Source organism: Nocardioides sp. NBC_00163 (assembly GCF_045206295.1).
Lineage (GTDB): Bacteria > Actinomycetota > Actinomycetes > Propionibacteriales > Nocardioidaceae > Nocardioides.
In genome coordinates, this window is the sequence record NZ_CP108155.1 from 4,545,829 (window position 1) to 4,571,386 (window position 25,558).

Annotated in this window: 31 protein-coding genes; 18 read left to right on the forward strand and 13 right to left on the reverse strand. The window is 68.4% G+C overall.

Going from position 1 to position 25,558, the window contains the following annotated elements; genetic code table 11:
- Positions 1–44: 44 nt before the first annotated feature.
- On the forward strand, positions 45–668 hold the full coding sequence (locus OG801_RS21695) for a DUF4245 family protein (RefSeq protein ID WP_406031293.1): 624 nt from the start codon (positions 45–47) through the stop codon (positions 666–668).
- Between the two features lie 40 nt (positions 669–708).
- Here OG801_RS21695 and OG801_RS21700 read toward each other — a convergent pair whose 3' ends face one another.
- Positions 709–906 (reverse strand): exodeoxyribonuclease VII small subunit, encoded by a 198-nt coding sequence (locus OG801_RS21700; RefSeq protein ID WP_406031295.1) that lies wholly within the window; start codon positions 904–906, stop codon positions 709–711.
- A complete protein-coding gene (gene xseA, locus OG801_RS21705; RefSeq protein ID WP_355018489.1) occupies positions 899–2,146 on the reverse strand; it encodes an exodeoxyribonuclease VII large subunit in 1,248 nt (415 codons plus the stop codon). Before xseA ends, OG801_RS21700 begins: the two co-directional genes overlap by 8 nt.
- A gap of 65 nt (positions 2,147–2,211) precedes the next feature.
- Here xseA and OG801_RS21710 point away from each other — a divergent pair, with 65 nt between their 5' ends.
- Together OG801_RS21710 and OG801_RS21715 are read left to right on the forward strand one after the other, a co-directional pair.
- Complete coding sequence (locus OG801_RS21710) at positions 2,212–3,210, forward strand: 4-hydroxy-3-methylbut-2-enyl diphosphate reductase (protein ID WP_355018490.1); 999 nt, start codon at positions 2,212–2,214, stop codon at positions 3,208–3,210.
- Positions 3,211–3,243: 33 nt separating this feature from the next.
- Positions 3,244–3,873 (forward strand): L-threonylcarbamoyladenylate synthase, encoded by a 630-nt coding sequence (locus tag OG801_RS21715; protein ID WP_406031298.1) that lies wholly within the window; start codon positions 3,244–3,246, stop codon positions 3,871–3,873.
- On the opposite strand, the gene OG801_RS21720 is transcribed toward OG801_RS21715, so the two are convergent.
- The gene (locus OG801_RS21720) at positions 3,874–4,317 is read right to left on the reverse strand and encodes a DUF6542 domain-containing protein (RefSeq protein WP_350720373.1); all 444 of its coding nucleotides are present in this window, start codon (positions 4,315–4,317) and stop codon (positions 3,874–3,876) included.
- Between the two features lie 84 nt (positions 4,318–4,401).
- A complete protein-coding gene (locus OG801_RS21725) occupies positions 4,402–5,493 on the reverse strand; it encodes a DNA recombination protein RmuC (protein WP_406031300.1) in 1,092 nt (363 codons plus the stop codon).
- A gap of 75 nt (positions 5,494–5,568) precedes the next feature.
- Here OG801_RS21725 and OG801_RS21730 point away from each other — a divergent pair, with 75 nt between their 5' ends.
- The gene (locus OG801_RS21730) at positions 5,569–5,886 is read left to right on the forward strand and encodes a TfoX/Sxy family protein (RefSeq protein WP_406031302.1); all 318 of its coding nucleotides are present in this window, start codon (positions 5,569–5,571) and stop codon (positions 5,884–5,886) included.
- Here OG801_RS21730 and OG801_RS21735 read toward each other — a convergent pair.
- A complete protein-coding gene (locus tag OG801_RS21735; protein WP_355018495.1) occupies positions 5,869–6,816 on the reverse strand; it encodes an endonuclease/exonuclease/phosphatase family protein in 948 nt (315 codons plus the stop codon). The genes OG801_RS21730 and OG801_RS21735 overlap by 18 nt on opposite strands.
- 10 nt (positions 6,817–6,826) lie before the next feature.
- Complete coding sequence (locus OG801_RS21740) at positions 6,827–7,609, reverse strand: exodeoxyribonuclease III (RefSeq protein ID WP_355018496.1); 783 nt, start codon at positions 7,607–7,609, stop codon at positions 6,827–6,829.
- A 45-nt stretch (positions 7,610–7,654) separates the two neighbouring features.
- Between OG801_RS21740 and OG801_RS21745 the strand changes: the two genes are divergently transcribed.
- From OG801_RS21745 to OG801_RS21760, 4 genes are all read left to right on the forward strand, one after another.
- Positions 7,655–8,461, forward strand: a complete 807-nt coding sequence (locus tag OG801_RS21745) for an ABC transporter ATP-binding protein (protein WP_406031305.1) — start codon at positions 7,655–7,657, stop codon at positions 8,459–8,461.
- Positions 8,458–9,309 carry an ABC transporter permease gene (locus tag OG801_RS21750; protein ID WP_406031307.1) on the forward strand — a complete coding sequence of 284 codons (852 nt, stop codon included), beginning with the start codon at positions 8,458–8,460 and terminating at the stop codon, positions 9,307–9,309. Before OG801_RS21745 ends, OG801_RS21750 begins: the two co-directional genes overlap by 4 nt.
- A gap of 21 nt (positions 9,310–9,330) precedes the next feature.
- A complete protein-coding gene (locus OG801_RS21755) occupies positions 9,331–10,419 on the forward strand; it encodes an ABC transporter substrate-binding protein (RefSeq protein ID WP_406031308.1) in 1,089 nt (362 codons plus the stop codon).
- A 162-nt stretch (positions 10,420–10,581) separates the two neighbouring features.
- Positions 10,582–11,385 (forward strand): M57 family metalloprotease, encoded by an 804-nt coding sequence (locus OG801_RS21760; protein ID WP_355018500.1) that lies wholly within the window; start codon positions 10,582–10,584, stop codon positions 11,383–11,385.
- Positions 11,386–11,446: 61 nt separating this feature from the next.
- On the opposite strand, the gene OG801_RS21765 is transcribed toward OG801_RS21760, so the two are convergent.
- Positions 11,447–13,294 carry a glycoside hydrolase family 3 protein gene (locus tag OG801_RS21765; protein ID WP_406031311.1) on the reverse strand — a complete coding sequence of 616 codons (1,848 nt, stop codon included), beginning with the start codon at positions 13,292–13,294 and terminating at the stop codon, positions 11,447–11,449.
- Positions 13,295–13,537: 243 nt separating this feature from the next.
- Here OG801_RS21765 and OG801_RS21770 point away from each other — a divergent pair, with 243 nt between their 5' ends.
- The gene (locus OG801_RS21770; RefSeq protein WP_406031313.1) at positions 13,538–14,599 is read left to right on the forward strand and encodes a WD40/YVTN/BNR-like repeat-containing protein; all 1,062 of its coding nucleotides are present in this window, start codon (positions 13,538–13,540) and stop codon (positions 14,597–14,599) included.
- A gap of 2 nt (positions 14,600–14,601) precedes the next feature.
- On the opposite strand, the gene OG801_RS21775 is transcribed toward OG801_RS21770, so the two are convergent.
- From OG801_RS21775 to OG801_RS21785, 3 genes are read right to left on the reverse strand one after another with little or no spacing between them, the layout of a single operon-like run.
- Positions 14,602–15,009 carry a VOC family protein gene (locus OG801_RS21775; protein ID WP_355018503.1) on the reverse strand — a complete coding sequence of 136 codons (408 nt, stop codon included), beginning with the start codon at positions 15,007–15,009 and terminating at the stop codon, positions 14,602–14,604.
- Between the two features lie 40 nt (positions 15,010–15,049).
- Entirely contained in the window at positions 15,050–16,675 is a 1,626-nt protein-coding gene (locus OG801_RS21780; RefSeq protein ID WP_406031315.1) for a PH domain-containing protein, read from the reverse strand.
- On the reverse strand, positions 16,672–17,190 hold the full coding sequence (locus OG801_RS21785; RefSeq protein ID WP_406031317.1) for a PH domain-containing protein: 519 nt from the start codon (positions 17,188–17,190) through the stop codon (positions 16,672–16,674). Before OG801_RS21785 ends, OG801_RS21780 begins: the two co-directional genes overlap by 4 nt.
- A gap of 133 nt (positions 17,191–17,323) precedes the next feature.
- On the opposite strand from OG801_RS21785, the gene ychF reads away from it, so the two are divergent.
- The 4 genes from ychF (at position 17,324) to OG801_RS21805 (ending at position 20,144) form a co-directional block, all read left to right on the forward strand.
- Positions 17,324–18,397 carry a redox-regulated ATPase YchF gene (gene ychF, locus OG801_RS21790; RefSeq protein ID WP_355018506.1) on the forward strand — a complete coding sequence of 358 codons (1,074 nt, stop codon included), beginning with the start codon at positions 17,324–17,326 and terminating at the stop codon, positions 18,395–18,397.
- 80 nt (positions 18,398–18,477) lie between these two features.
- Complete coding sequence (locus tag OG801_RS21795) at positions 18,478–18,771, forward strand: DUF1330 domain-containing protein (protein WP_406031319.1); 294 nt, start codon at positions 18,478–18,480, stop codon at positions 18,769–18,771.
- 187 nt (positions 18,772–18,958) lie between these two features.
- Positions 18,959–19,447 (forward strand): hypothetical protein, encoded by a 489-nt coding sequence (locus tag OG801_RS21800; protein ID WP_406031321.1) that lies wholly within the window; start codon positions 18,959–18,961, stop codon positions 19,445–19,447.
- 31 nt (positions 19,448–19,478) lie between these two features.
- Entirely contained in the window at positions 19,479–20,144 is a 666-nt protein-coding gene (locus OG801_RS21805) for a hypothetical protein (protein ID WP_406031322.1), read from the forward strand.
- 125 nt (positions 20,145–20,269) lie between these two features.
- Here OG801_RS21805 and OG801_RS21810 read toward each other — a convergent pair whose 3' ends face one another.
- The 3 genes from OG801_RS21810 to OG801_RS21820 all read right to left on the reverse strand — a co-directional run bounded on the left by OG801_RS21810 (position 20,270) and on the right by OG801_RS21820 (position 22,374).
- Positions 20,270–20,614 carry a VOC family protein gene (locus OG801_RS21810; protein ID WP_350662469.1) on the reverse strand — a complete coding sequence of 115 codons (345 nt, stop codon included), beginning with the start codon at positions 20,612–20,614 and terminating at the stop codon, positions 20,270–20,272.
- 71 nt (positions 20,615–20,685) lie between these two features.
- Positions 20,686–21,894 carry a N(5)-(carboxyethyl)ornithine synthase gene (locus OG801_RS21815; protein ID WP_406031324.1) on the reverse strand — a complete coding sequence of 403 codons (1,209 nt, stop codon included), beginning with the start codon at positions 21,892–21,894 and terminating at the stop codon, positions 20,686–20,688.
- A gap of 102 nt (positions 21,895–21,996) precedes the next feature.
- Positions 21,997–22,374, reverse strand: a complete 378-nt coding sequence (locus tag OG801_RS21820; protein WP_355018512.1) for an HTH domain-containing protein — start codon at positions 22,372–22,374, stop codon at positions 21,997–21,999.
- A gap of 56 nt (positions 22,375–22,430) precedes the next feature.
- Between OG801_RS21820 and OG801_RS21825 the strand changes: the two genes are divergently transcribed.
- The 5 genes from OG801_RS21825 (at position 22,431) to OG801_RS21845 (ending at position 25,510) form a co-directional block, all read left to right on the forward strand.
- Complete coding sequence (locus OG801_RS21825; RefSeq protein ID WP_406031327.1) at positions 22,431–23,120, forward strand: alpha/beta hydrolase; 690 nt, start codon at positions 22,431–22,433, stop codon at positions 23,118–23,120.
- Between the two features lie 20 nt (positions 23,121–23,140).
- Positions 23,141–23,740 (forward strand): hypothetical protein, encoded by a 600-nt coding sequence (locus OG801_RS21830; protein ID WP_406031329.1) that lies wholly within the window; start codon positions 23,141–23,143, stop codon positions 23,738–23,740.
- A 389-nt stretch (positions 23,741–24,129) separates the two neighbouring features.
- Positions 24,130–24,681 carry a hypothetical protein gene (locus OG801_RS21835; RefSeq protein WP_355018515.1) on the forward strand — a complete coding sequence of 184 codons (552 nt, stop codon included), beginning with the start codon at positions 24,130–24,132 and terminating at the stop codon, positions 24,679–24,681.
- Positions 24,682–24,707: 26 nt separating this feature from the next.
- The gene (locus OG801_RS21840; protein WP_406031331.1) at positions 24,708–25,181 is read left to right on the forward strand and encodes an SRPBCC domain-containing protein; all 474 of its coding nucleotides are present in this window, start codon (positions 24,708–24,710) and stop codon (positions 25,179–25,181) included.
- Positions 25,178–25,510: an ArsR/SmtB family transcription factor gene (locus tag OG801_RS21845; protein WP_406031333.1), complete on the forward strand. Its 333-nt coding sequence runs from the start codon at positions 25,178–25,180 to the stop codon at positions 25,508–25,510. The genes OG801_RS21840 and OG801_RS21845 overlap by 4 nt, the downstream gene beginning before the upstream one ends.
- Positions 25,511–25,558 lie beyond the last annotated feature (48 nt).

Genomic DNA, 25,558 nt, shown 5'->3' on the forward strand with positions numbered 1-25,558 from the left:
ACCACGATTCGAGGGAACATCGACCGAGTGGGACCATGGAGGGCGTGAGCGACACCGATCAGCAGCAGCCCGCCCAGCCGTCGAATCAGCCGGCGGGCGAGCAGCCGGAGACCCCGGCGCGCAGCTACCCACGCACGTTCGGTGCCCTGATCGGGTCGATGATCTTCTTGCTCGTCCTCGTCGTCCCGATCGTGCTGATCGTGCAGTGGCGCGGCAACCTCGAGCGCGAGGTCAGCGGAGCCAACGAGACCTACAAGGCGGACTGGGCCGAGGCCGTACGCAGCGCCCAGGTCGCCGACCTCGACGTCGTCTACCCGCGCGAGCTGCCCTCAGGCTGGTACGCCAACACCGACCCGTCCTACCAGGGCGGCGACGAGCCGTCGTGGACCATGTCGTTCGTCAAGGGCGAGACCTCCTACGTCGGCCTGGAGCTCTCCTCCCGCTCGGCGCAGGCGCTGGCTCAGAAGAACATCGACACACAGGCCAAGGAGGGCGACGAGGTCAGCATCGACACCGACGTCGCCGACACCTGGACCGAATGGTCCGACTCTGGCGGCGACACCGGCTACTCCGCCGAGGTCGACGGCCAGACGCTGATGCTCTGGGGTCCCAAGGACGGCGACGTACGCGACTACCTCGCCCTCGTCACCACCGAGCCCCTGAAGTAGCGAGACGTCACCCGCCTCGGGCGGCGGGAGCGACGTCTCGTCAGTCGTGGATGGCGGCGTCGATCTTCTTCCGGGCGCCGTCGAGCCACTCCTGGCACAGCGTGGCCAGCTTCTCGCCGCGCTCCCACAGGGCCAGGGACTCCTCGAGGGTGATGCCGCCGGCTTCGAGCTTGCGGACGACCTCGACCAGCTCCTCGCGGGCCTGTTCGTAGGACAGGTTCTTGTCGTCGTCAGTCATCGGCTACGTCCTTAGTGGGCTCAGTCTTCTCGATCGAGGTGATGGTCGTTGTCAGGCGGCCGTCGGCGAGGCGGATGCTGACCGCCTCGCCCTCGGCGGCGTCGGCGACGCTGGTGAGGACGTGTCCGTCCGCATCCTGGGCGACGGCGTACCCCCGTCTCAGCGTCTCCAGGGGTGAGAGCGCGCGAGCGCGAGCGCGATGGTGGCCGATGTCGTCGGCGGCCCGGTCGAGGGCGTGCCCGACGGTCCGGCGGGCACGGTCGCGCAGCGAGGTCACCTCGTCGCGGCGGGCGTCGATCAGGGAGCGCGGGTCGGCCAGCACCGGCCGCGAGCGCAACGCGTCCAGGAGCGTCTGCTCGCGGTGGATCAGTGCGGCGATCCCGCCGCGGAGCCGGTCGCGTCCGGTCGCGACGATCCGCTGCTCCTCGACCACGTCGGGTACGACGAGCTTGGCGGCATCGGTCGGCGTCGAGGCACGTACGTCGGCGGCCAGGTCCAGCAGCGGCGAGTCGGGCTCGTGGCCGATCGCGGAGACGACCGGGGTGCGCGCGGCGTGCACCGCACGGATCAGGTGCTCGTCGGAGAACGGCAGCAGGTCCTCGACCGAACCGCCGCCGCGGGCGATGACGATCACGTCGACCTCGGGGTCGCGGTCGAGCCGCTGCAGCTTCTCGACGACGTCGGCAGCGCTGCGCGCCCCCTGCATCGCGGCGTACGCCACCTCGAACCGCACCTGCGGCCACCGCCGCTTCGCGTTCTCGAGCACGTCCCGCTCGGCCGCTGAGTTCGCGGCGGTGAGCAGCCCGACCTTGGTCGGCAGGAAGGGGAGCGGGCGCTTCAGCTCGGCAGCGAAGAGCCCCTCGGCGGCCAGCAGCTGCCGGCGCTGCTCGAGCCGGGCGAGCAGCTCACCGAGCCCGACCGGACGGATGTCGCGGGCCTGCAGCGACAAGGTGCCGCGGTTGGCGTAGTAGGACGGCTTCGCGTGGATGATCACCGAGGCGCCCTCGACCAGCGGCGGATTCAGGCTGTCGAGCAGGAACCGCGTGCACGTCACCGGCACCGAGATGTCGGCCACCGAGTCGCGCAGGGTCAGGAAGACGGTCTGCATCCCCGGCCGCCGGCTCATCTGGGCCACCTGCCCCTCCACCCAGACCGCCCCGAGCTTGTCGATCCAGCCGCCGATCGCGTTCGCGATCTGCCGCACCGGAGCGGGCGACTCGGGGGAGGTGTCCAGGGCCATGCCGCCAACCCTAGAGCGGGCCACCGACATTAGAGGTGTCACGCCACGGTCTCTAGACTGGTCCCATGAGCATCGACCTCGGCACCCCACGCCTGATCTCCGACGACGAGAAGGCTGTCCTCCTCGCGGAGCCGCGCGGCTATTGCGCCGGGGTGGACCGGGCCGTGATCACCGTCGAGGAGGCGCTGGACCTCTATGGCGCGCCCGTCTACGTGCGCAAGGAGATCGTGCACAACAAGCACGTCGTCGACGATCTGCGCAACCGCGGCGCGATCTTCGTCAACGAGCTCGACGAGGTGCCCTCGGGTGCGACCGTCGTCTTCTCCGCCCACGGTGTCTCCCCAGCGGTCCACGCCGACGCCGCAGTGCGTGAGCTGAAGACGATCGACGCGACCTGCCCGCTGGTCACCAAGGTCCACCTGGAGGCCAAGCGGTTCGCGCGCGAGGGCTACAGCATCCTGCTGATCGGCCACGCCGGTCACGAGGAGGTCGAGGGCACCATGGGTGAGGCGCCGGAGGCGACCACGCTCGTCGAGGGTCCCGGTGACGTACCCGGACTCGAGGTCGCCGACCCCTCCAAGGTCGTCTGGCTTTCCCAGACCACCCTCTCGGTCGACGAGACCATGGAGACGGTCGCCGCGCTCCGGGTGAAGTTCCCCGAGCTGCTCGACCCGCCCAGCGACGACATCTGCTACGCCACCCAGAACCGCCAGCAGGCCGTCAAGGAGATCGGCGGGGCCAGCGACCTGGTCATCGTCGTCGGCTCCGGCAACTCCTCCAACTCGGTCCGCCTGGTCGAGGTCGCGCTCGAGGCCGGCGCCAAGGCGGCCTACCGCGTCGACGACGCCAGTGAGATCGACGAGTCCTGGCTCGATGGCGTACGCAGCGTCTCGGTCACCTCTGGTGCCAGCGTGCCCGAGAAGCTGGTCGAGGGTGTCGTCGAGTTCCTCAAGGAGCGCGGCTTCCCCGACGCCCTGGCACACAAGAGCGCCGAGGAGTCGTTGATCTTCGCGCTGCCCACGGAACTCCGCAAGGACCTGAAAGCCGCTGCCGCGAGGGGTTGATCCCCGACCCGTGATGGGCGTTAGGGTCGAGGGGTGGCCCGATTTCTCGACGTACACCCTGACAACCCGCAGTCCCGTCTGATCAGCCAGGTCGTCGATGCTTTGCGCGACGACCAGCTGATCGCGTACCCGACCGACTCCGGCTACGCGCTCGGCTCGCGGATCGGCAACAAGGACGGTCGCGACCGGATCCTCAAGATCCGTGGCCTCGACGACCGCCACCACTTCACGTTGATCTGCAAGGACTTCGCGCAGCTCGGCACGATGGTCCACGTCGACAACAGCGCCTTCCGGGCGATCAAGAGCGCGACCCCGGGGCCCTACACGTTCATCCTGCCGGCGACCCCTGAGGTGCCGCGACGGCTGATGCACCCGAAGAAGAAGACCGTGGGCGTACGCATCCCCGAGCACGCCGTCGTGCAGGCGCTGCTCGAGGAGCTCGGTGAGCCGCTGCTGTCCTCGACGCTGATCCTGCCCGGCGAGACCGAGCCGGAGGTCTTCGGGTGGAACGTCAAGGAGGCGCTCGACCACCAGGTCGACATCGTCATCGAGGCCGGTGAGACCCCGGCCGAGCCGACCACGGTCATCGACTGGTCCGACGGCGAGCCCGAGGTCATCCGTGAGGGTGCCGGCGACGTCTCCGGGTTCCTGGCGCTGGACTGATCAGGAGGCCAGGGCGCGTTCGCGCTCGACCTCGTCGCGGGTCTCGGTGCGCTGTTTCAGAACCCGGCGGCGCATCACCAGGCAGCCCAGGCACAGGGCGTAGCCGATGAACAGGCTGATCGCGTGGTGCCCGAGGCCGCTGACCACGGCTTGGACGAAGCCGTCCCCGGCGTCGGCGATCGACCCGGGCTGGGTCGCGGCCAGCAGGATGAAGATGCCGAGCATGATCAGCGGCGGGAGCACGCCGACCACGAAGAAGTCGCTGGGTCTGACGATCAGCGCGAGCGTCAGCGCGATCGCCACGAAGGTGAAGTCGAAGAGCAGGCCGATCTGGTCGTCGATGAGCAGATCGACGAAGGTGACCGTCAGCGAGGTGGCGGATCCGAGCGCGACAACATGGCGGCCGGACTCGCGTCCTTCCTCCCAGATGGTGCGCTGACTCATGCCGCCGCCTCCGTTGCGCAAGCGCCATGGTACGGACGCGACGGCCTGAGGCTTATGGTCGCTCGCTGGCGCTCGCTCATGGGGTCACGATCTCTCGAATGCAGCCTGTGTATCAGAACCCACGGTAGGGCCCGGCACACCGTCATTTTCGGCGGCGCGCCGATCATCCTCCCTTACGCTGCTCAGCCTTTCCACAGCGCGTATCTCCACCGGACGCGGCGTCTCGAGTTCATCGTCGGTTACCGATAATTCATTGAAACGACGGGCGGCCACCAGGACCCGGTTGTCGAGGGATCCGATCGCCTGGTTGTAGCGGGTCACCGCGGTGTTGAGGGAGCGTCCGATCCCGTCCAGGTGGCCGGACATGGTGGACAGGCGCTGGTGCAGGTCACGGCCGAGCCGGTGGATCTCCCGGGCCTGCTCGGCGAGCGCCTCGTGGGACCATCCGTGCGCCACCGTGCGCAGCAGCGCGATCAGTGTCGTCGGTGAGGCCAGCACGACCCGGCGCTCCGCGGCGTACTCGATCAGGCCGGGCTCGGTCTCCAGCGCCGCCGAGAGGAACGACTCCGCCGGCACGAAGAGCACGACGAACTCGGGCGACTCCTCCAGGAAGCGCCAGTAGGACTTCGAGGCCAGCTGGTCCACATGCGTACGCAGCTGGGCGGTGTGTCTGCGCAGGTGAGCGCGGTAGTCGTCCTCGTTGTCCGCGGACGCGGCGTCGAGGTAGGCGTCGAGGGGGACCTTGGAGTCGACGACCAGCTCCTTGTTGCCGGACAGGTGCACCACCAGGTCGGGTCGCAGTCGCCCGTCCTCGAGATGGACCTGCTCGGAGAAGTCGCACTTGTCGACCAGGCCGGCGAGCTCCACCGCGCGGCGCAGGTGCATCTCGCCCCAGCGGCCCCTGACCTGAGGTTTCCGCAGCGCCGTCGACAGCGACCGGGTCTCGGTCTGGAGCCGCCCGACCTCCGTCTCGAACTGTCCCTGCCAGCGGGCCCGCTCCCGGTCGAGATGCTGCATCTGGTCGCTGAGCCGGTCGAGCCCCTGCATCACCTCGGCCTGGTCCACCATCCCGGCCGCGACCGTCCCCACGCTCCGGGCCCGCGCCCACAGCACCCCGAGCACGACGCCCAGGGCAAGACCGATCACCAGTCCGAGCACGAGGATCCAGATCTCCATGACATCGATACTCGCAGGGACCACCGACAATTTGTTCGGATGGGCACGGTCGGCGGTTCGTGGTTCCATGGAGGCATGGCCCACAACGTCGAGCTGGCCGAACGCGTCCGGGACCTGATGCCCGCCGGCGCCACCGAGGTGAAGATGTTCGGTGGGCTGGCGTTCATGGTGAACGGCAACATGGCGTGCGCGGTCGGTGCCGACGACCTGCTCGTACGCACCGGCAAGTCGGCCTACGAGGCCGCCCTCGCGGCAGGCGCCGAGCCGATGATCATGGGTGCCCGGACGATGTCCGGCTACGTCAACGTCGCCGCCGACCTGCTCAACGGCGATGCCCTCGCCGGCTGGGTCGAGCGCGGCGTCGCCACCGCCGAGTCACTGCCACCGAAGTAGCGCGACCACGGGAAGGTGATCGCTCCCGGTCCGGTCCAACGGTCGTACGTCCTCGACCTCGGCGCCACGGGCGAAGACGTGGTCGATGCGGATGGCAGGGAGGGCTGCCGGGAAGGTGAACCCAAAGCGGTCCTGCGGCTCGCTGACCTGGGAGATGACCGGACGTAGCGCGCGGTCACCCGCGTCTGCGTTGAAGTCGCCGGAGACGATCACGACCTCGGCGTCGTCCGCCCGCAAGGCCTCGGCGAGAAGCTTGATGCTCCCGTTGCGCGCCGTGACGTCCAGGCCGCGGACGCCCAGCCGGATCGAGGGCAGGTGCACCGCATACACCGCGACGACCGGGGCGTCGTCGGCAGGCCTCGTCTCCACCCGCAGCCCACGTCTCCACGACGCGTCCACGCCCGCCGGGCGCAGATCGAGAGGTGTCGCGTTCTCGAGAGGTCGTGCCGACCACACCCCGACGGTGCCGTACGTCTCGTGGTGCGGGAGGGCAGCTCCGAACGCCCGGCTGTAGTCGCCGACCAGCTCGGGAACCACCTCGTTCAGCGTCACGATGTCGGGCGAGGCAGCGAGGATCTCGCGGACGGTCCCGCTGATATCCGTGTTGGTGTCGCTCACGTTGTGCTGGACGACGACCAGGTCGGGGTTCGAGGCGGGAACGTCGGAGAGCTTGGGATGAAACGTCCAGCCCCAGGCCACGGCGGGCACGATGAACGCGATGACCGCGGCGGCCGACCGTCGCGCCAGCCCGACGAGCAGGACCAGCACCGCCACGGCGCCGAGCCACGGCAGGAACGTCTCCACGAGGCTGCCGATACCGAACGCCGATGGGAGATGGGCGCGGAAGAGGATCGCGCCGGCGATGACGAGAAGGAGGACCGCGCAGACCGTGCCGCGGGACCAGACCGTTCCCCGGCGCTCCCGTTTCACGGCATCGTCGTCAGTCGGCGAGATCGACGATCACCGGGGCGTGGTCGGAGGGGGAGCCGGTGCCGATCGCGGGGTTGCGCTCGTCGAGATCGACGGACGCGCCCGTCACCCGTGAGGCGAACGAAGGGGAGCCGAGGACGAAGTCGATGCGCAGGCCGCGGTTGCGCTCGAAACGCTGCCGGTAGTAGTCGAAGTAGGTGTAGGCCTCCGGGCCGGGCACGAAGGGGCGTACGACGTCCTTGAAGTCCTTCTCGATGGCGAAGAAGGCGTCGCGCTCGGCGGGGGTGAGGTGGGTCTTGCCGACGAACTGCTTGGGGTCGAAGCAGTCCTCGTCGAAGGGGCAGACGTTCCAGTCGCCGACCATGGCCGAGGGTCCGTCGTGCCAGGCCTGCGAGGCCTTCTGCAGGGCCGCGAGCCACTCCAGCTTGTAGGCATAGTGGGGATCGTCCGGCTTGCGGCCGTTGGGGACGTAGACCGAGGTCACCCGTACGTCACCGCAGGTCGCCGTGAGCGCGCGGGCCTCGGCGACGTCCTTGAACGACGGCATCCCCTCGAACCCGACCTGGATGTCGGTCAGCCCGACCCGGGAGATCAGCGCGACGCCGTTCCACTGGTCGTAGCCGACCGAGGCGACCTCGTAGCCGCGGGCCTCCAGGCCCATCGTCGGGATCTGGTCGGGCTTGGCCTTCGTCTCCTGCAGGGCGAGCACGTCGATCGAGTGTCGCTCGACGAAGGCCTCGACGCGGTCGATGCGGGAGCGGATGGAGTTGATGTTCCAGGTGGCGATACGCACGCCCGTCAGACTATCCAGAAGACGTATTGGACTACCGTTTGAGGCGTGGGCAGCGCGACGATCGAGATGCATGGGGTCCGTCGTCTCTACGAGCAGGCAGATCTCGCCGAGCTGATCGCCCTCGACGACATCGATCTGACCATCGATCCCGGCACGTTCGTGAGCATCATCGGGCCCTCGGGTTGCGGCAAGTCGACGCTGTTGCGGCTGATCAGCGGGCAGGAGTCGGCCGACGCCGGGAAGATCACCGTGTGCGGTCTGACCCCGAAGGAGGCGGCCGAGGCGAAGGCCTTCGGGTTCGTGCCGCAGTCTCCGGCGCTGCTGCCTTGGCTGAGCGTGCTCGGCAACGTGACCCTGCCGCACAAGGTCAATCGGCGCGGGGCCAACCGCCGCAGCGACCGCGGCCGTCCCGACCTCGAGGAGATGCTGCGCGAGGTCGGCCTGGGGGAGTCGCTCCACAAGCTCCCCGCCGAGCTGTCGGGCGGCATGAAGCAGCGGACCGCGATCGTACGCGCCTTCGGGCTGCGCCCCGACGTACTCCTTCTCGACGAGCCCTTTGGTGCGCTCGACGAGTTCACCCGCGAGGCGCTCCAGGAGCAGCTGCTGGAGCTGTGGGAGCAGACCCGCGCGACGGTCGTCTTCGTCACCCACTCGATCTCCGAGGCGGTCAGGCTGTCCGACAAGGTCGTGGTGATGGCCCCGCGACCTGGCCGGATCACCGACGTCATCGACATCGACCTGCCCCGCCCCCGCCACCAGGAGCTCCTCACCTCGCCGGAGTTCCACGCCTACGAGCTCGCCCTCCGGGGCAGCCTGAGGGACGCCTTCAGCCACGGAGAGGTCGTCTCGTGACCCTGGACTCAGGTACGCAGCCGGCCCCTCGGCAGCGGCCACATCTGGTCGTCCCCACCTCCGAGCAGCTCGCCGCGCGCCGCCTGCGCCGCCGCACCCGGCTGCTCCGCCCGCGCTACTGGCTCCCGTTCGTCCTTCTCGTCGTGGTGCTCGGGCTTGCCTGGGAGCTGGGCGCGCGGCGGATGCCCTACCTGTTCGCGCCGCTCGGCGACATCGCGAGCGTGCTGGCCGAGGACCCCGGCTACTTCCTGAGCAACACTCTGGTCACCCTCAGCGAGGCACTGGTGGGGCTCGGGATCGGCTTCGTCGCCGCCTTCGCCCTCGCCGTAGTAGTGAGCGAGATCGCGGTGGTGCGGCGGGCGGTGATGCCGGTGGCCGTCGTGCTCTCGGTGACGCCGCTGGTGGCGATCGCGCCGCTGCTCGTGGTCGCGCTCGGTTTCGGGATGGGGCCGAAGGTGGTCCTGACCGCGCTGGTCTGCTTCTTCCCGATCCTGATCAACGTGGCGACCGGGCTGCGGGCGGTGCCCTCGCCGGTGCTGCAGGTCTACCGCACCGTGGCCGCGAGCCGGCTGGAGGTGCTGCGCCACCTGCGGGTGCCCGCCTCGCTGCCCTACGTCTTCGCGTCGCTCCGGATCGTCTTCCCGCTGTCGATGATCGGCGCCGTCGTGGCCGAGCTCTCCGCCGCGGGGTCGGCCGACGGCCTCGGCAGCGTGATACAGGTGGCCAGCTCGCAGAACAGACTGGCTACGGTGTGGGCAGCGATCTTCGTCCTCGCGACGCTCGGGTCGTTGCTGTTCTGGCTCGTGACGCTCGCCGAGCGTCGAGTGCTCCACTGGCACGAGTCCTGACCTGAGTTGAAGGAGCCCTTCATGTCTCGCGTACGTCCGTTCGCCGCTGCCCTCACGTCGGCGGTCGTCCTGCTCGGTGCGCTGACCGCCTGCGGGTCCTCGCAGGACTCCGCGGGTGAGCAGGGGAGCGCGGTCTCGGCCGAGCGCTGCGAGCAGAACGAGAAGGCCGGCAGGATCACCTACATGTCGGGCTACTACTGGCAGGCGTCGGCCTCGATCATGGAGGCCATCGCCGCAGATCAGCTGGGCTATTTCAAAGATCTCTGCCTCGACGTCGAGCTCCAGCCGGGCTCGGGCGACGTCTCCCAGAACGCCAAGCTGATCGCCGCCGGGAAGGTGCAGGTCGGGCCGCTCTCCGAGCAGGACATCATGACCTCCAACGCGAGTGGGCTGAAGGTGCTCGGCGTCTCGTCCTACTCCAACGCCGGTCTCGACGTGCTGATGACCGGCACCGAGATCACCGACCTGAAGCAGCTCGAGGGCAAGACCCTCGGCCACAAGGGCTGGGTCCCGGTCGGCGTGCAGGCGATGCTCGCCGAGGCCGGCGTCGACATGGCGAAGGTGAAGCAGGTCAAGGTCGGCTACGACCCCGGCGTGCTGCCGCGCGGCCAGGTCGATGCGCTGGTCGGGTTCGTCTCCAACGAGCCCAACCAGCTGAAGGAGGCCGGCGAGGAGGTCACGGTCTGGGAGCCGACCGACTTCGAGGTGCCCGGTTCCCTCGGCGCCTACTCCGTCAACCCGGCCTGGGCCGAGAAGCACCCCACCGCCGTCGAGGACTTCCTCCGGGCCGTCTTCAAGGCCTACACCTACTGCGCCGCCGACGACCACGTCGAGGAGTGCATCGGCTACCAGCACGATCTGGCCGGCGCCGAGTCCGACGAGACGCACGAGACGGCCATCTGGCGCACCGAGGTCGCGGTCGCGGCCGACAACCCGCTCCCCGGCAAGTTCGGATCGATCGACCCCGACAACGTCGCGGCGCTGGCCGGGGTCGTGACGGCGTACGCAGGTCAGAAGGTCACGCCCGAGCAGGCCGCCTCCTGGTTCGACACGTCCTTCGCGGAGGCGGTCGTCGACGACAACGACAAGGTGATCTGGCCCGCTCCGTGACGCTCCTGATGGCAAACGTAGGAATTCGACTCGAAAGTTTTGCCTGTTCAACGGCAATTTCACCGAAGTTTCTATAGCCCATCCCTAGTCGCAACGCTTGAATCTCCTGTGGCTGCCGGCGTCAATCGCCGGCGGCCGTTCACAAATCCAGGAGGAAGAGCTATGCGAGTTCGTATTCCCATGATGATCGCCGCGGCTGCGGGTGCCGCGGCGCTGACTGCGTCGATGGTTCCCGCATTCGCCCAAGAGGCACCGAGCTACAAGGAGTTCGAGGCGTCCACGTACGTCGACTTCGACGGTCAGTACGTCGTCAACGGCGACGAGGTCGTCTCCAACCAGGGTGACCTGCACAAGTTCTACGAGTCGATGGTCTCGGCGCCGAAGCACGTCCCCGAGGACGGCCTCATCGTCAACACCGTCAGCGGGAAGGACGACAAGTGGTCGGCCTCCCAGGCGCTCAACCTCACCTACTGTGTCTCGAACAAGTTCGGCACCGACAAGGCCGCCATCGTGACGGCGATGGCGCAGGGCGAGGGTATGTGGGAGGCGGCCAGCTCGGCGGTCGAGTTCATCTACGTCCCCGCCCAGGACGCGTCCTGCAACACCCGCAACTCCAACGTGCTCTTCTCGGTCGAGCCGGTGAGCACCTCGCAGTACATCGCGCGGGCGTTCTTCCCGTCGACCTCGAAGCGCTCGCGCAACGTGCTCATCGACGACTCGATCTTCTCGTCGGGCAACTGGGAGGCGGGTGACATCCTCGGCCACGAGCTCGGTCACACCCTCGGGTTCCGCCACGAGCACACCCGGCCGGAGTCGGCGACCTGCTTCGAGGACAACAACTGGCGTGCGCTGACGCCGTACGACTCGTCCTCGATCATGCACTACCCGCAGTGCAACGGTGGCTCGGAGGACCTGGAGTTCCAGGCCTCCGACGCGGCCGGGATCCGGGCGCTGTACGGCTCCTGATCCACCAGCAGCATGAGAGCGGCCCTCCCGGTTTCCCGGGAGGGCCGCTCTCATGGGGTTCCTAGTAGGACAGCCCGTGGCCGAGCGGGAAGAGATCCGGGATCTCCACCGGGAGCTTGCCGCTCGGGTTCACCTCGCCGTAGAGCACCCGCACCAGCGACTCGAGCTGGTGGGAGGTGTAGCCGTAGGTGTCGAGAACCGTTGCCGCCTCGGGGAAGGACGTGACGTCGTAGGGGTTGCGCATCGCGGTCACGATCACCGGGACCTCGGTGGCGAGCAGCGCCTTGACCAGCTTGGTCTGGGCCACGGCCGCCGGTGTCGGCTGGCCGGTCGCCGGGTTGATCTGCCAGGCGTTGTTGGTCGGAATCACCACCAGATCCTTGCCCGCGGCAGCCGCGACCGCGGCATCGATCTGCGCGTCGGTCGGAGTGGTGCCTGACTGCAGCACCTGGGTCGTCGCGCCGCGCTTCTGGAGCCCGGCCGCGATGCCCGCCGTCGTGTCCACGCCCCAGCCCGCGACCAGGACGTTCTTCGCCCCGGGCGCCAGCGGCAGCAGGCCGTCGTCGTTCTTCACCAACGTGGTGGTGCGGTCGGAGATCGCCTGGGCGTCGGCCTTGTGCGCCGGGTTGCTGAAGACCGCCGGAGCGGCAGCCGGGTCGACGTACGGACTCTTGAAGATCTCGTTGTCGAGCTTGTGCTTCAGGATCCGGTAGACCGACTCGTCGAGCCGCTTGCGCGAGATGGTGCCGTTCTTGACGGCGTCGAGGACCGCGGCGTACGCCGTGCCCATCTGCGGCGGGATGAGCAGCTGGTCGGCGCCGGCGAGGAACGCCTCGACCGGAGCGACGTCGGGCGGGTACGTCGCGCTCGCGCCCTGCATGTCGAGGGCGTCGGTCACGATCAGGCCGTCGAAGCCCATCTCCTCACGGAGCAGACCGGTGAGGATCGGCTCGGACATGGTGGCCGGCTCGCCGCTCGGGTCGATCGCGGGCACGGTCACGTGAGCCGTCATGATCGCGTCGATCCCGGCGTCGATGGCGGCCTCGAAGGGCGGCAGGTCGATCGCCTCGAGCTCCTCGCGGCTGTGGGTCACCTCGGGCAGGCCGTAGTGGCTGTCGGTGCCGGTGTCGCCGTGGCCCGGGAAGTGCTTGGCGATCGAGGAGAGGTCACCGTCGTCGAAGCCGCCGACCTCGGCGGAGACGATGTCGGAGACCGCGGCGGAGTCGGCTCCGGGCGAGCGGATCCCGATCACCGGGTTGTTGGGGTTGAGGTTGACGTCGGCGACGGGCGCGTAGTCCTGGGTGACCCCGACGGCGGCCAGCTCGGTGCCGATCACCTCGGCCGATCGGGCTGCGTCCTCGGTCGAGCCGCCGGCGCCCAGCGCCATCTGGCCGGGCATCTGGGTGGCGCCGCTGGCCGGACCGAAGCGGGCCACGAGCGCGCCGCCCTCCTGGTCGACAGCGATGTTGAGCGGGATCTTGGGCCGCTGCTGCAGCGCGGCGCGCTGGAGACCGTTGGAGAGCGTCGCCACCTGGGCCGCGTCACCGATGTTGTCGGGGCCGCGGGTCGTGAAGTAGATGACCCCGCCGGGCTGGTACTTGGCGATCGCCTGCGCCGGGGTGTCCACCCCGTAGAGCCTCTGGTTGCCGGCCTTCGCCGTGTCGCTGACGGTGTTGGCGTCGCGTCCGTAGACCTCGATCACGAAGAGCTGGCCGACCTTCTGCTGCAGCGACATGTGGCGCATCAGCGAGACGATCTGGCCGTGCTGCGTCGGCTTCTTGGTGGCGGTCGTCGCGGGCGGATCCGGCTCGGCGGCGTGCGTTGCTGCGTACGGCATCGCCACCGCCACCGCGGCCGCGAGTCCCGCAGCCGCCAACCTTCCGCGTCTGGTCAGTGTCGTTCTGCTCATGACAACCTCCCCATCTGCACCGCTGGTACGCGGCACGGCGATTCACTCTAGGGGCTACCAACCGGTCACGGAAGAAAATTCCCGAGTCCGCACATCTGGCCCGCCGAATCTGCACTTGTGGAGGACGAAACTCGACTTTCGTCGTCCACAACTGCAGATTCGCCTGCCGTTGCCGCCGATTCGGCGGACGAGTTTTGCCGGATCGGTGGACAGAACGGCCTCGCAGGGCCAAGGTGAACCTTCGTGCGCATCGTTGTCGGAGCCGCAGCGGCGGCCACTCTCGCTCTCACCACCCTCACGTTCGCGCCGGCGGCGCAGGCTGTGCAGTCAGTGCAGTCAGGGGGTGCGTACGACTGGACGTCTGTGAACGTGGATACGACACAGGGGTTCCGGGCGCTGGACGCCGTCGACGCGAAGACCGCGTGGGTCGGCGGGGATGGCGGGGGAGTGTTCCGTACGACCGATGGCGGCCGGACCTGGGACGAGGTCTCGCCGCCAGGATCAGACGGGCTCCTCTTCCGAGACGTCGAAGCAAGCTCTGCGAGGGAGGCCGTGGTGCTCTCCATCGGCGAGGGCGAGGCGAGCCGGATCTACAAGACCGTCGACGGCGGAGCCACCTGGACCGAGACGTTCCGGTCCGCGGAGCCGGCCGCGTTCTACAACTGCGTCGACTTCTGGCCCGGCGGCAAGCGCGGGATCGCGATGAGCGACCCGGTCGACGGCGAGTGGCGCATCATCACGACCTCCGACGGCGGCGACACCTGGACGATCGCCGACACGCGCGGCCTGGTCGCGCCGGGCGAGTTCGGCTACTCGGCCAGCGGGACCTGCCTGGTCACCGCGGGGGCGCGCGACGCCTGGATCGGCGGGGGCGGCGCCGCCGCGAAGATCTACGCCACCCACGACGGTGGTCGTTCCTGGTCCGCCGCCGACTCCACGATCGCGACCGGCGAGGCCGCCGGCGTCTTCGGGCTCGGCTTCCGCAACCCTCGCCAGGGGATCGCGGTCGGTGGCGACTTCGGCCTCGAGGATGACGGCGTCGACCGCGCCGCGTACTCGACCGACGGTGGTCGCACCTGGACCAACTCCGACTCCGACCTGGGCGGATACCGCGAAGCAGTCGCCTGGATCGGCGGCCGCACCGCGATCGCCGTCGGCCCCAACGGCAGCGACATCAGCCACGACAACGGCCGTTCCTGGAAGCCGTTCGGCGCCACCCAGACCCGCTTCCACACCGTCGACTGCGCCCGAGGTGTCTGCTGGGCCGCCGGTGCGGGCGGACGGGTCGGGGTGCTCGCCCGCTGAGGTCAGATCTTGAGGCCGATCGTCATCGGACCGCTCGAGGTCATCTCGTGCTCGCCGCGCTCGATGCAGAACTCGTTGCCCTCGGGGTCGCGGAGCGCGACGAAGCCGGTTCCGTCCTCCTTGCGGTGGTCACCGAAGATGGTCGCGCCGAGTGAGAGCGCGCGCTCGACGAGCTCGTCACGGGTGGTGTCCTCCGGCTTGATGTCGATGTGGACCCGGTTCTTCGCGGACTTCGCCTCGGGCACCGGGACGAAGAGGAACATCAGCTCCTTCGACGGGAAGCTGCGGGCGACGATCACCTCGGGGTCCTCGTCGTAGAAGAGGTGCCAGCCGGTGACGGCCGACCAGAACTCCCCGAGCTTGCGGGGGTCGGCGCAGTCGAAGGTGAGGTGGCGGATCTGGATAGTCATGGCCGGATCATCCACCGAAGCCTGTCCGTAGCGGAACGGGTTATTCGACGAACTCCGAGACCGTACGCGGCGTGGCCGCCGCCGTGAGGGCGACGGCCGTCTCGAGCGGCACGTCCGGGATGTCGACGTGCTCCTGTCCGGCCGCGGTCATCGCGGTGACCTGGGCCAGGCCGATGCGGCGGTCGAAGAAGGTCTGCCTGACCCGCCAGCCGATGATTCCGTCGGTCTGCAGGGCGGTGCGTACGGCGGTGTAGGAGCCGGAGCGGACCACCAGGTAGCGGTCGGTGAGCGCGTGGCCGAGGTGGCGGTGACGCAGCTCGGCACCGAGCAGCCCGAGAACGAGGGCCAGCACCAGCATGGCGACCGGGATCCACCAGAGCCAGACGTCGCCGAAGACGCCGATCAGCACGGTCGGGACCAGCGCGACGAGCGTCCACACGACGGTGGCGACGACCGCCCGGAACCAGTAGCGCCGGCGTGGCCGTGGCCCATGGCCGGTGAGCGCCGCCGAGAACGCATCCTCGCCGAGGATGTCGGTGCCGACCTCGGAGACGACCTGCTCCGGGGCGGTCGGCAACACCGCGGGGGAGTTGTCGTCGAGCCCGGTCGTCAGCAGGTTGAGGTCGGCGCCGCCGGCCAGGCCGATCAGCGGGCCGACGGTGGAGGTGGCGCCGCGTACCTTCGCTTCTTCGACCGTCGTCGCGCGGGTGCTGGTCAGGCCGAAGCTGCGCCGCAGCGTGGTGCCCTCCCGGCCCTGCTCGCGCACGACCTGGAGGTCCCACCAACGCACCGCGTAGCCGACGCACGACCCGATCGCCCACACCGCGGCCGCCCCGACGATCGCGATCGGGATGGCGATGAACAGCATGCGTACGACCTCGTCGACCGGGACGCCGTTGACCTCGCCGTTGGTGACCCGGACTCCGAAGGACCCCCACGGGATCAGGTCGGAGAAGGCACCGAAGACCGCACCCAGACCGCCGACCGCGATCGCAAGGTTCTTGAGGTTGAGCGGGGCGTACCTGATCCAGGACCAGTCGAGTCTGGCGATGACCTCGCCTTCGGACGGGGCCTCGGCGGGCTCGGTCTCTGGCGATGAACCTTCAGCTGAGGGCACGGCGGACGCGGATGGCGCGGATGTCGATGTCGCTGGGGCCGCGTGCAGGAGCTCGCGTCGCAGCCGGGCGGCGGCGTCCTTGGTCAGCGAGTCGAGGGTGATCTGGCCCTCGTCGACCCCGGTGCCGACATTGACCTTGGTGACCCCGAGCGCGCGGTGGATGAGCGTCGAGCTCAGGTCGACGCTACGCACGCGGTCGAGCCGCGCGGTCAGGGTGGTGCGGTTGAGCAGACCCTTGCGTACCTCCAGGTGGGTCGGCGTCACCCGATAGCTCGTGGTCAGCCACGGGACCATGCCGGCCAGGGCAGCGACCACCGCGATGCCGGCCGCGACCAGCAGACCGATGAACACGTTCGCCTGCCCGGCACCGAAGGCACCGATCGCGGCCGGGATGATCGCCTGGCGCAGCGTCGACAGCGGGCTGACGACCGCGGTCCAGCCGGCCAGCCGCTGCCACTCCGCGTCCGGAACGACAGGAGCGTCAGGTACCTCAGGGATCTCAGAGACCTCGCGAATCTCAGGAACGTCAGGGACCTCGGGCGTGCTCACGTCGCGTCCTCAGGCGTCGCCGCGGTGATCGCCACCAGCTTCGCGACGACCTCGAGCGCCAGCGCGTCGTCGAGGCAGGCGATCTGGACGATGCCTGCGGAGGAGGCGGTGGAGACCTTGACCGTACGCAGCCCGAACCGCCGCATCAGCGGCCCTTGGGTCGAGTCGACCGTCTGTACTCGGGAGAGCGGCACGATCTCGTCGACGACCGTGATCCACCCGTGGCGTACATGGACGGCGATGTCGGTCACCTCCCACCGGTGGATCCGGAACCGGATCGAGGGCACGAAGGTCAGCCCCGGCACCGGTGCCAGGACGAAGACCACGGCGACGAGCCAGAGGATCCACGTCCAGAAGCCCTCCGGGACGAGGACCGCCGCCACGATCGCACCCACCGCGAGGGCCAGCCAGATCACGGCGCCGATCGCCTCCGCCGTACGCCAGTACGCCGGTGCGCGCTCTGAGACCTGATGTGCGGGCTCGCGCAGTCGCTGTGGTGCATCGGGGGCGTTCACGGGCGCGAGCCTATTGGGTGAGGTCCCTTTACCGTCGGAATTCGGGATCGGCGATTACGGAGGCGTACCACGTGACCGAGTCGCGCGGCCGCGTTTCGGCCGTGGTCGGCGTACGACCATAGGATTGTCGATCGTGGCACTCACCATCGGCATCGTGGGACTTCCCAACGCGGGCAAGTCGACCCTCTTCAACGCTCTGACCAAGAACGACGTACTCGCGGCGAACTACCCGTTCGCCACCATCGAGCCCAACGTCGGTGTCGTCGGGGTGCCCGACGAGCGGCTGCCCGAGCTGGCGAAGATCTACGGGTCCCAGAAGCTGCTGCCGGCCACGGTGCAGTTCGTCGACATCGCCGGCATCGTGCGCGGCGCCTCGCAGGGTGAGGGCCTGGGCAACAAGTTCCTCTCCCACATCCGTGAGTCCGACGCGATCTGCCAGGTCACCAGGGTCTTCCGTGACGACGACGTCACCCACGTCGACGGCAAGGTCGAGCCCGCCAACGACATCTCCACCATCCAGACCGAGCTGATCCTCGCCGACCTGGAGACGGTCGAGAAGGCGATCCCGCGGCTGGAGAAGGAGTCGCGCAAGGCTCCCGACCTCAAGGCCAACCTCGCCGCCGCGGTCGAGGCCAAGGAGGCCCTCGAGGCCGGCACCCCGATCATCGCCACGAAGATCGACCGCGCGCTGATCCGCGACCTGATGCTGCTCACCGCCAAGCCCTACATCTTCGTCTTCAACTGCGACTCCGACGAGCTCGCCGACGAGGCCCTGAAGGACTCGATGCGCGAGCTGGTCGCCCCCGCCGAGGCGATCTTCCTGGACGCGAAGTTCGAGTCCGAGCTGGTCGAGCTCGACGAGGACGAGGCCCGCGAGTTCCTGGCCGACGCCGGCGTCGAGGAGCCCGGCCTGGACATCCTGGCCCGCGTCGGCTTCGACACCCTCGGCCTGCAGACCTACCTCACCGCCGGCCCCAAGGAAGTACGCGCCTGGGAGATCCCCAAGGGCGCCACCGCCCCCGAGGCCGCCGGTGTCATCCACACCGACTTCCAGAAGGGCTTCATCAAGGCCGAGATCGTCTCCTACGACGACCTCATCTCCGCCGGCTCCGTAGCCAAGGCCCGCGACCTCGGCAAGGTACGCATGGAGGGCAAGGACTACGTCATGGCCGACGGCGACGTCGTGGAGTTCCGCTTCAACGTCTGAGCGACGGACCGGATCGGCCGCCGGGTGGCGTGCTGCGCTACCCGTACGTCAGATGCACTCAACCCAACACTGGAGGTTCCATGCCCAAGGGCTACTGGGTCAGCGCGTACCGCACCATTTCCGACCCTGAGAAGCTGGCCGCTTACAACAAGCTGGCCCCGCAGGCCGTCAAGGCCGGGGGCGGTCGGGTCCTCAGCCGTGGCAGTCGGGTCGTGGCGCATGACGCCGGAATCGCCGAGCGCACCGTCCTGATCGAGTTCGACAGCTTCGAGCAGGCCGTCGCGGCGCACGAGAGTGCGGCCTACCAGGAGGCGCTGGCCGCCCTCTCCGACGGCGTCGAGCGCGACTTCCGCATCATCGAAGGCATGGACTGACCTCAGGGCTCCCACGTTGCTTGCCAGTCAAGGTCGCGGCACCTTCTGCTTCTGCTTGGACCCCGGGGAAGATCTGGCCGTCGATGGCCAGCTCAGAGGCGTACTCGTCCATGTCGTGGAGTTCCGCGTCAACGTCTGCAGCCGCCTGCTGGCCACCGCTAGTCTCGGCTGACGGAGTGGAGTTGCGATGGTTGGCCAGGTTGAGGTGATGTGGATCGTCGCGCTTGTGGCGCTGTGGTGGGTGCCGACGATCGTCGCGCTGGTCCTGATCGTCCGCAGTATCTCTGCCCGGGGACGCATGAGTGGGCTGGACGTCCTCGACATCGTGATGGTGCTGGTCTTCAGCTGGGCAGGTGCCTTGGTCTACTTCCTCATCGCGTTCCTGCGTCACCGACAGGAGTCCCGAGCCGTGGTCGCGGTGTCGCCTGCGATCGTAGAGACCGAGACGGCCTTGAACCGGGTCGATGAGGCGTACGCGCTGGCCTGGGCCGAAGCGCGTACGGCAGCCGACGACGACCTGATCGACGTGCTCCGCCAGGCAGGACTCGGGCCGAGTTGGACCGAGCCTGGCCGGCCGCGGGCGGATCTGCTGCTCGCCATCTGGCGGGCGGGCGCTACCCCGCGATCCGCCTCGAGACAGCTTCGCGAAGCACTCGGCGCACGGTCTGGCGCTTGACCCTGGTGGGGACCAGGAGAAGTCTGGAGAGATGACTAACGGTGCGATCGATGACTCGCGTTCGCTGCTGACTCTCGGCCGGGTGGACTCGGTGCGGGTCCAGGTCGGCTATCGGGCCAGCCCGGACGAGCAGGTGGATCGGCAGTACTTGCTCGACCTGTCGGTCCCAGAGCCGGACGGCGGGGGAGGCGAGGATGTCCTCGACGAGCGGGGGATCCTCGCCGCACTGGAGCCAGTCTTGTACGCCGGGGCCGACGCGCGGCGGCACTACTCGCTGCACCAGCACCGATGGCACACCAGTTGGGGCGCCAGTCCGGGTGCCCTCGAGATCGGGCTGCTGGTGAACACCGGGCCCCGGACAACGGCCGTCTCGGAGGCGTCGTACGCCGGTGTGTCCCGCGCCTTTCGTGACGTGATGGAGGTGGTCGGCCAGCCGGAGCGGACGCCGATTTCGCGGGAGTCGGCGGTCCAGCGCACCCGGCGCGCGGCCGCGACGGCGTACGCCGTGGACCCGGACGCCCTGTCACTCCGCGCGGAGGAGCACCACGCGGCGGACAACTCCTGGACGCTCCCCTTGCGCTCCACCGCGGGGGATGAGTACGACGTGGTGGTCGGCTTCGTCGAGGGGTACGCCGGTTCGGTGTCGGTGCGGCACGCACACCGGATCGAGGCGTCCGACTCCCTCGGGCCCGAGTGACCCGGAGCCATGAAGTCGCCGCGACGGCACCCGCCACCTGTCGTACCCCAAAGCTTGGACCGGACGTAGGACCGGGCTTCGGCTCGGATGAGTCGTAGGGGCAGCATCTTCGCAGTCCTCCCCGGTCAGGTGTGGGTGCCGACGTTGATCACCCGCCCGGACGAGTCGCGGTAGAAGAATCGGCGCACGCCCCACTCTTCCGTGGACAGGGGGTGCACGATCTCAACGCCCGCAGTCACTGCCGCGGCGTGGGCAGCTTCGACATCGTCGACGAAGATCGAGACGTCCGGGTTGACCGAGGCCGTTGCGTCAGTGGTCATCAATCCGATCTGGTGGCCGGCGTCGTCGGCAAGGAAGGCAATCCACCCCATGTTCATGACCACCCGCATGCCGAGCACGCCGGTGTGCTCGGTGATGGCGGTCGCGAGATCATCGACGGTCAGGATCGGGGCGATGCGCTCGATCTCCATACAACAATCCGATCATATTCAGCGGCCTCGGTTCGAAACGTTGGTCAGCGACAGAACGGTGGAGTTCCGCTTCAACGACTGAGCGCCTCGGCAGCGCGAATGTGCGGATAGGCCGGGTCGCGTCCCTGGAAGCTCAGGATGCTCGGGTTGCTGATCACGCCGTGGTCGATCTCGATCGCCCGGGAGACGGTCAGGTCAGTCGCCCACGCGGCCGGTCCCTCCATGACCGTGCGCAGGAACGGCAGCAGCGCCTCGCTGATCTCCCAGGTGGCCGTGTTCCACAGGTATGACGGGGTGTGGTCGACCGCGTAGTAGTTGACGCCGTTGCCGACCGTGAACATCGGTTCGTCGAATGTGGTGGGCTTCGCCCACTCGAACCCCATCCCCTCGTCGCACGAGACGTCGACGATCAGGCTGCCCGGGGCGAACCCCGCCAGATCCTCGGCACGCAGATAGGTCAACGGTTCTGCGACGTCCTGGAGCGTGCAGTTGACGACGATGTCGTGCGAGGCCAGGAACTCGGGGAGCAGGACGTTGCCGTCCTTCGTGAGCACCTCGCTGAGGTGGGTCTCGCCGTCGCCGGTGTTGAGCTGGGCGATGTGCGCGCCGTGGATCGGGGAGCCGACCGCCGCGACGCCGCGCTGGGTGAGGACCTGGATGTCATGGATCCCCTGCGCGGTGAGCGCAGTCACCGCACCCCGTGCCGTCGCACCGAAGCCGATGACGACTGCGCTGCGACGAGGCCCGTACATGCCCGTGGATCCGATGAGGCTCAGGGCATGGAGCACCGAGCAGTAGCCGGCGAGCTCGTTGTTCTTGTGGAACACATGCAGGCTGAAGTCACCGCGGCGGCTCCAGTGGTTCATCGCCTCGAATGCGATGAGCGTGAGCCGGCGGTCGATCGCCGTCTGCGTCAGCCCGGGGTCCTGAACGCAGTGCGGCCATCCCCACAGCACACCGCCCTCGGGGATCGCTGCCACGTCGGCCGCCTGCGGTTTCGGAAGCAGCAGCACGTCAGCTGCCTCGATCACCGCGGAGCGATCCGCGACCTTGCCGACCCGCGACTCGACGTAGCCGGGCTCCAGCTGGAAGTCAGCGCCGTAGCCACGCTCGACGATCATCCGCGCACGGAGATCCGGGTCGATCAGATCGAGGTGATGAGGGTGGATCGGCAGCCGGTGCTCGTTCTCCATCGAGGATGCCGCGAGCAGTCCGAGGGTGAGCAGCGTGCTGGTCGACGAGCTGGTGGCGGTGGAAAGGGATGAAACAGCGCCGGACATCCGGTCTCCCATCATTGGGGAACCAGGGTCAGCTCCTGACTCGATCCTACGTGCCCCCTGTTATGCCGACGCGATCGTCGAACACGCGCGACGGAGCCGCAGCTACCCCGAGGGCAGCAGCGCCCGGGTGAGCTTGTGCATGCTTGTCCTCGCCGAGTCGGTCGCTGTGGGACCGAGGGCAACCAGGGCAACGATCAGCGCCGCCACCTCGTCCGGTTCGAGCGAGATGGGGTCCAGCTTCGACCGCACATCCAAGAGATAGCCACCTCCCGGGCCTCGCTGGACGCGGATGGGGATGCCGCTCTCACGCATCCGGGCGATATCGCGCTCGACGGTCCGTGCGGTCACGTCGAGAGCATGGGCCAAGGCGAGTGCCGACTTCGGTACGCCGCGCTGCCATCGCAGTTGCTCGATGAGAGCGTGCTGTCGCTCGATCCGACGGAGAGTCAGATGCGGATCGGCCGACCTGGAGAACGCCACAACACGACCCTAATGCCGACACCTGCCTGTCGGCCTCTGACCGTAGTTTGAAGCGTATGACACTTCCTCTTCTCTTCCTGTCCGGTGCCGGGCTACCCGCTTGGATCTGGGACGAGGTTCGTTCCGGGATCACCACCCCGTCGGTGGTCGGCCCTCGCCCCGCGACAGGTTCAGGGACCGTAACTGAGTACGCTCGAGCGGCTCTCGACGCCGCTCCCGAGGGATCATTTGGTGTCGTCGCGCACTCTGCTGGAGGCGTGGTCGCCACGGAGCTGGCACGTCTCGCCGCGGGTCGAGTGGACGCAGTGCTCGGAATCGCCGCCGTGATCCCCGCGTCCGGTGCATCCTTCGCCTCGTCGCTACCGTTCCCCAACAAGATCCTGCTTCCTCTGATCCTCCGCGTCGCGGGAACCAAGCCGCCCGAGTCAGTGATCCGCAAGGGCCTCGCCGCGGGGCTCGACGAGGAGACCGTGCAGCGGTTGATCGCCGACCTCGAACCCGAGCCGGTGAAGTACTTCACCACCCGCACCACGGGGCACGAAGCGATGCGCGCGGTGCCGCTCAGGAAGTACGTCGTCACCACCGATGATGCCGAGCTGACCGTCGGTATGCAGCGAGGCTACGCAGGGCAGCTCGGTGCAAGCGGCGTGACCGAGATCGCCAGCGCGCACCTCCCCATGATCACCAACTCTGCCGAGGTGATCGCCGCCGCGCAGGACCTCGCCGAGAGCCACCCAACCGTTTGAACCGCCTCTGGAGGCAACCGATGAGCGTATGGACAGAGTCCGTCAAGCGTGGCTGGGCGAACCTGGTGGGCCCCGAAGCCACTCGTGCGAACACCACGATCGCCCTCGGGTCCGCAGTCGTCGGACTGGTCGGGGCAGCGATGTGGGCGAAGCGCAGTGGAGCGGGCGGCGGGTCGACAACGACCATGGCCGTACTGGCTGCCGACCTGATCGGTGGCGCGTATGTGAACAACACTCGCGCGTCTGTCCGATGGTACGAGCGTGCCGGCCAGGACGATGCCGATCACCTCAGGTTCGCAGCGCTGCACGGACATCCTGCCGTGGTCGCCTGGGTGGATCATCGCGTGGGTGCCCGCGACAACGTCGTCGCCTGGGCTGCGGCCCAGTACGGCTACATGATGCTGTCCACCGCCATCATCCGACGTTCCCCGACCAATCGGCGCAGCCTGGGGCTGGCTCTGACAGTTGGTGGTCTAGTTCTCGACCGTGCACTGGGAAGCTCGACCGTCGCGCCATGGTTCGCCTGGTCCTACTACCCCAAGCTGCTCATGGGGCATGCTGCGGGATCGCTCTGGCCAGAGACAGACATCGGAGTGCCGGAGCCCCGCTCCGAGGTCTGAGGCTCGCCGGGGAACGGGCCGTTTCGGCGGTGGCGGCACCAGCCCCGATTCGAATCGGTCGCCGACGGCACGTTGATGACAGATGTCGTGGAGTTCGAGTCGCCTGCCCGCTCGGTCGGGCGGTTGCTGAACGCCCTCGTGCTGACCCGGTACACCACCAGGGGGAGTCCCGAAGTCACCCAAGGCAGTAGTGCAACCTTGGGGTTGCTATTCAGTGCGAGGCGTGCCAGAGTGGCATGCAACCATTGGGTTGCAGATTCCTTGGGGGAGAGATGTCTCATCGACGGGGGCGTTCGGTAACGGGCGGTTCACGAGCGGCGATCGCGCTGGGCGCATTGTTCACGGGGACGCTGGTGATGGGGGCCAGGTCCTCAGCCATGAGGTCGAGCATGCCCACCACGAGCATCTCGGCACACCCCCCGGAACGGGCTGGCCGAGCGATGGCGGTGGTGATCTCCGGGTTCGCCGTCTCCGGCGCGGTGGGAGTGCCGTTGGGCCGCCTCCTCGGCGAAGCCGTCGGCTGGCGGGCATCGTTCCTGGGCGGTGTGGCCGAGGTCTCGGGGCCTTGGATCGGAGTCTGCCTGATGGGCTACGGCATCGCCGCCGCAGTCGGGTCGTTGGCTGGTGGAAGGTTCGCCGACATCGGTGCCGCACGCGCCCTGACAGTCGGCGCCGTCGGCTCCGCGGCGTCACTCATCGCAATGGTCCAGTGGGGGACGAGCGCCGTCGTCGCGGTTCTCGCGGTCCTCTGCCTCGGCATGTGCAGCGCAGGCATCACCGCCCCGTGGCAGCACCGCGTCGAACGCCTCGCCGGTCCCGGTGCGATCCTCGCCGCCATCGCCGTCGCCGCCGCGATCGCCAGCCGCTCGCTGCGTCCCGCATCCTCAACCTCGACCGAACCAGATCGGACACCGGAACCAGAACCCGTCGCCATCAGCTGATGCCGACACCGAGAGAAAGGAAACTCATGAAGAACACACAGAACCCGCTGGCCGAGATCGAGGCCGACACCTTCAGCGTACGCCGCACCATCCATGTCAACGCGCCCCGTGAAAAGGTCTGGCGAACCGTCACCGAGCCCGAGCTGATCTCGCAGTGGTTCGGCCAGATAACTCTCACCGGTACCGGTGTCGGCGCCCTCGGTACGATCGGTTGGCCAGGTGAACGCAGAGTGCCGATCCGGGTCGACACTTTCGACCCTCCGTCGGAGGTGTCCTACCGCTGGTGCAACGAGGAAGGACCGCTGCCGGAGACGGTCGACGAACAGCGTTCGACTGTCTTCCGTTTCACCCTAGAGGCGACTCCCGGCGGCACTCAGCTCACCGTCGTCGAGACGGGCTTCGAGTACACCGGCGACCCGACGGGGCTCATGGCAGACCATCGTGGCGGCTGGGACGAGGAACTCGACAAGCTGGTCGCCCTCCTCGACCAGGGCTCATGAGCATCGACACCCCCATCGACCAGGCCGTGGTCGAGATGTGCAGCGCGCTCGGCGACGAGAGCCGATGGAGCATCCTTGCCGCCCTGGGCGAGGGCGACGCCTCGGCGTCCGCCCTCGCCCGGCGCCTGCCCATCACCCGGCAGGCCATCGCCAAACACCTCGCCGTCGTGCACGAGGTCGGTCTCGTGGAGACCGTCCAGGCCGGGCGCGAGGTCCAGTATCGGGTAGTCGGCTCCGAGCTCAGCACCGTCGCCCGTCGCCTCGATGCCATCGGCATCGAGTGGGACCGTCGCCTTGCTGCCATCAAGCAGATCGCCGAGAGGCTCTGACGACGCCTGACGGCCTTCGACCGTGGGATCGGTCTGCTCGATCACACG

Coding starts and splice junctions, on each gene's coding strand:
- OG801_RS21700 (WP_406031295.1), bottom strand. CDS start 906: ATGACTGACGACGACAAGAACCTGTCCTACGAACAGGCCCGCGAGGAG.
- xseA (WP_355018489.1), bottom strand. CDS start 2,146: ATGGCCCTGGACACCTCCCCCGAGTCGCCCGCTCCGGTGCGGCAGATC.
- OG801_RS21710 (WP_355018490.1), top strand. CDS start 2,212: ATGAGCATCGACCTCGGCACCCCACGCCTGATCTCCGACGACGAGAAG.
- OG801_RS21720 (WP_350720373.1), bottom strand. CDS start 4,317: ATGAGTCAGCGCACCATCTGGGAGGAAGGACGCGAGTCCGGCCGCCAT.
- OG801_RS21725 (WP_406031300.1), bottom strand. CDS start 5,493: ATGGAGATCTGGATCCTCGTGCTCGGACTGGTGATCGGTCTTGCCCTG.
- OG801_RS21730 (WP_406031302.1), top strand. CDS start 5,569: ATGGCCCACAACGTCGAGCTGGCCGAACGCGTCCGGGACCTGATGCCC.
- OG801_RS21755 (WP_406031308.1), top strand. CDS start 9,331: ATGTCTCGCGTACGTCCGTTCGCCGCTGCCCTCACGTCGGCGGTCGTC.
- OG801_RS21760 (WP_355018500.1), top strand. CDS start 10,582: ATGCGAGTTCGTATTCCCATGATGATCGCCGCGGCTGCGGGTGCCGCG.
- OG801_RS21765 (WP_406031311.1), bottom strand. CDS start 13,294: ATGAGCAGAACGACACTGACCAGACGCGGAAGGTTGGCGGCTGCGGGA.
- OG801_RS21775 (WP_355018503.1), bottom strand. CDS start 15,009: ATGACTATCCAGATCCGCCACCTCACCTTCGACTGCGCCGACCCCCGC.
- OG801_RS21795 (WP_406031319.1), top strand. CDS start 18,478: ATGCCCAAGGGCTACTGGGTCAGCGCGTACCGCACCATTTCCGACCCT.
- OG801_RS21800 (WP_406031321.1), top strand. CDS start 18,959: ATGGTTGGCCAGGTTGAGGTGATGTGGATCGTCGCGCTTGTGGCGCTG.
- OG801_RS21805 (WP_406031322.1), top strand. CDS start 19,479: ATGACTAACGGTGCGATCGATGACTCGCGTTCGCTGCTGACTCTCGGC.
- OG801_RS21810 (WP_350662469.1), bottom strand. CDS start 20,614: ATGGAGATCGAGCGCATCGCCCCGATCCTGACCGTCGATGATCTCGCG.
- OG801_RS21815 (WP_406031324.1), bottom strand. CDS start 21,894: ATGTCCGGCGCTGTTTCATCCCTTTCCACCGCCACCAGCTCGTCGACC.
- OG801_RS21825 (WP_406031327.1), top strand. CDS start 22,431: ATGACACTTCCTCTTCTCTTCCTGTCCGGTGCCGGGCTACCCGCTTGG.
- OG801_RS21830 (WP_406031329.1), top strand. CDS start 23,141: ATGAGCGTATGGACAGAGTCCGTCAAGCGTGGCTGGGCGAACCTGGTG.
- OG801_RS21835 (WP_355018515.1), top strand. CDS start 24,130: ATGCCCACCACGAGCATCTCGGCACACCCCCCGGAACGGGCTGGCCGA.
- OG801_RS21840 (WP_406031331.1), top strand. CDS start 24,708: ATGAAGAACACACAGAACCCGCTGGCCGAGATCGAGGCCGACACCTTC.
- OG801_RS21845 (WP_406031333.1), top strand. CDS start 25,178: ATGAGCATCGACACCCCCATCGACCAGGCCGTGGTCGAGATGTGCAGC.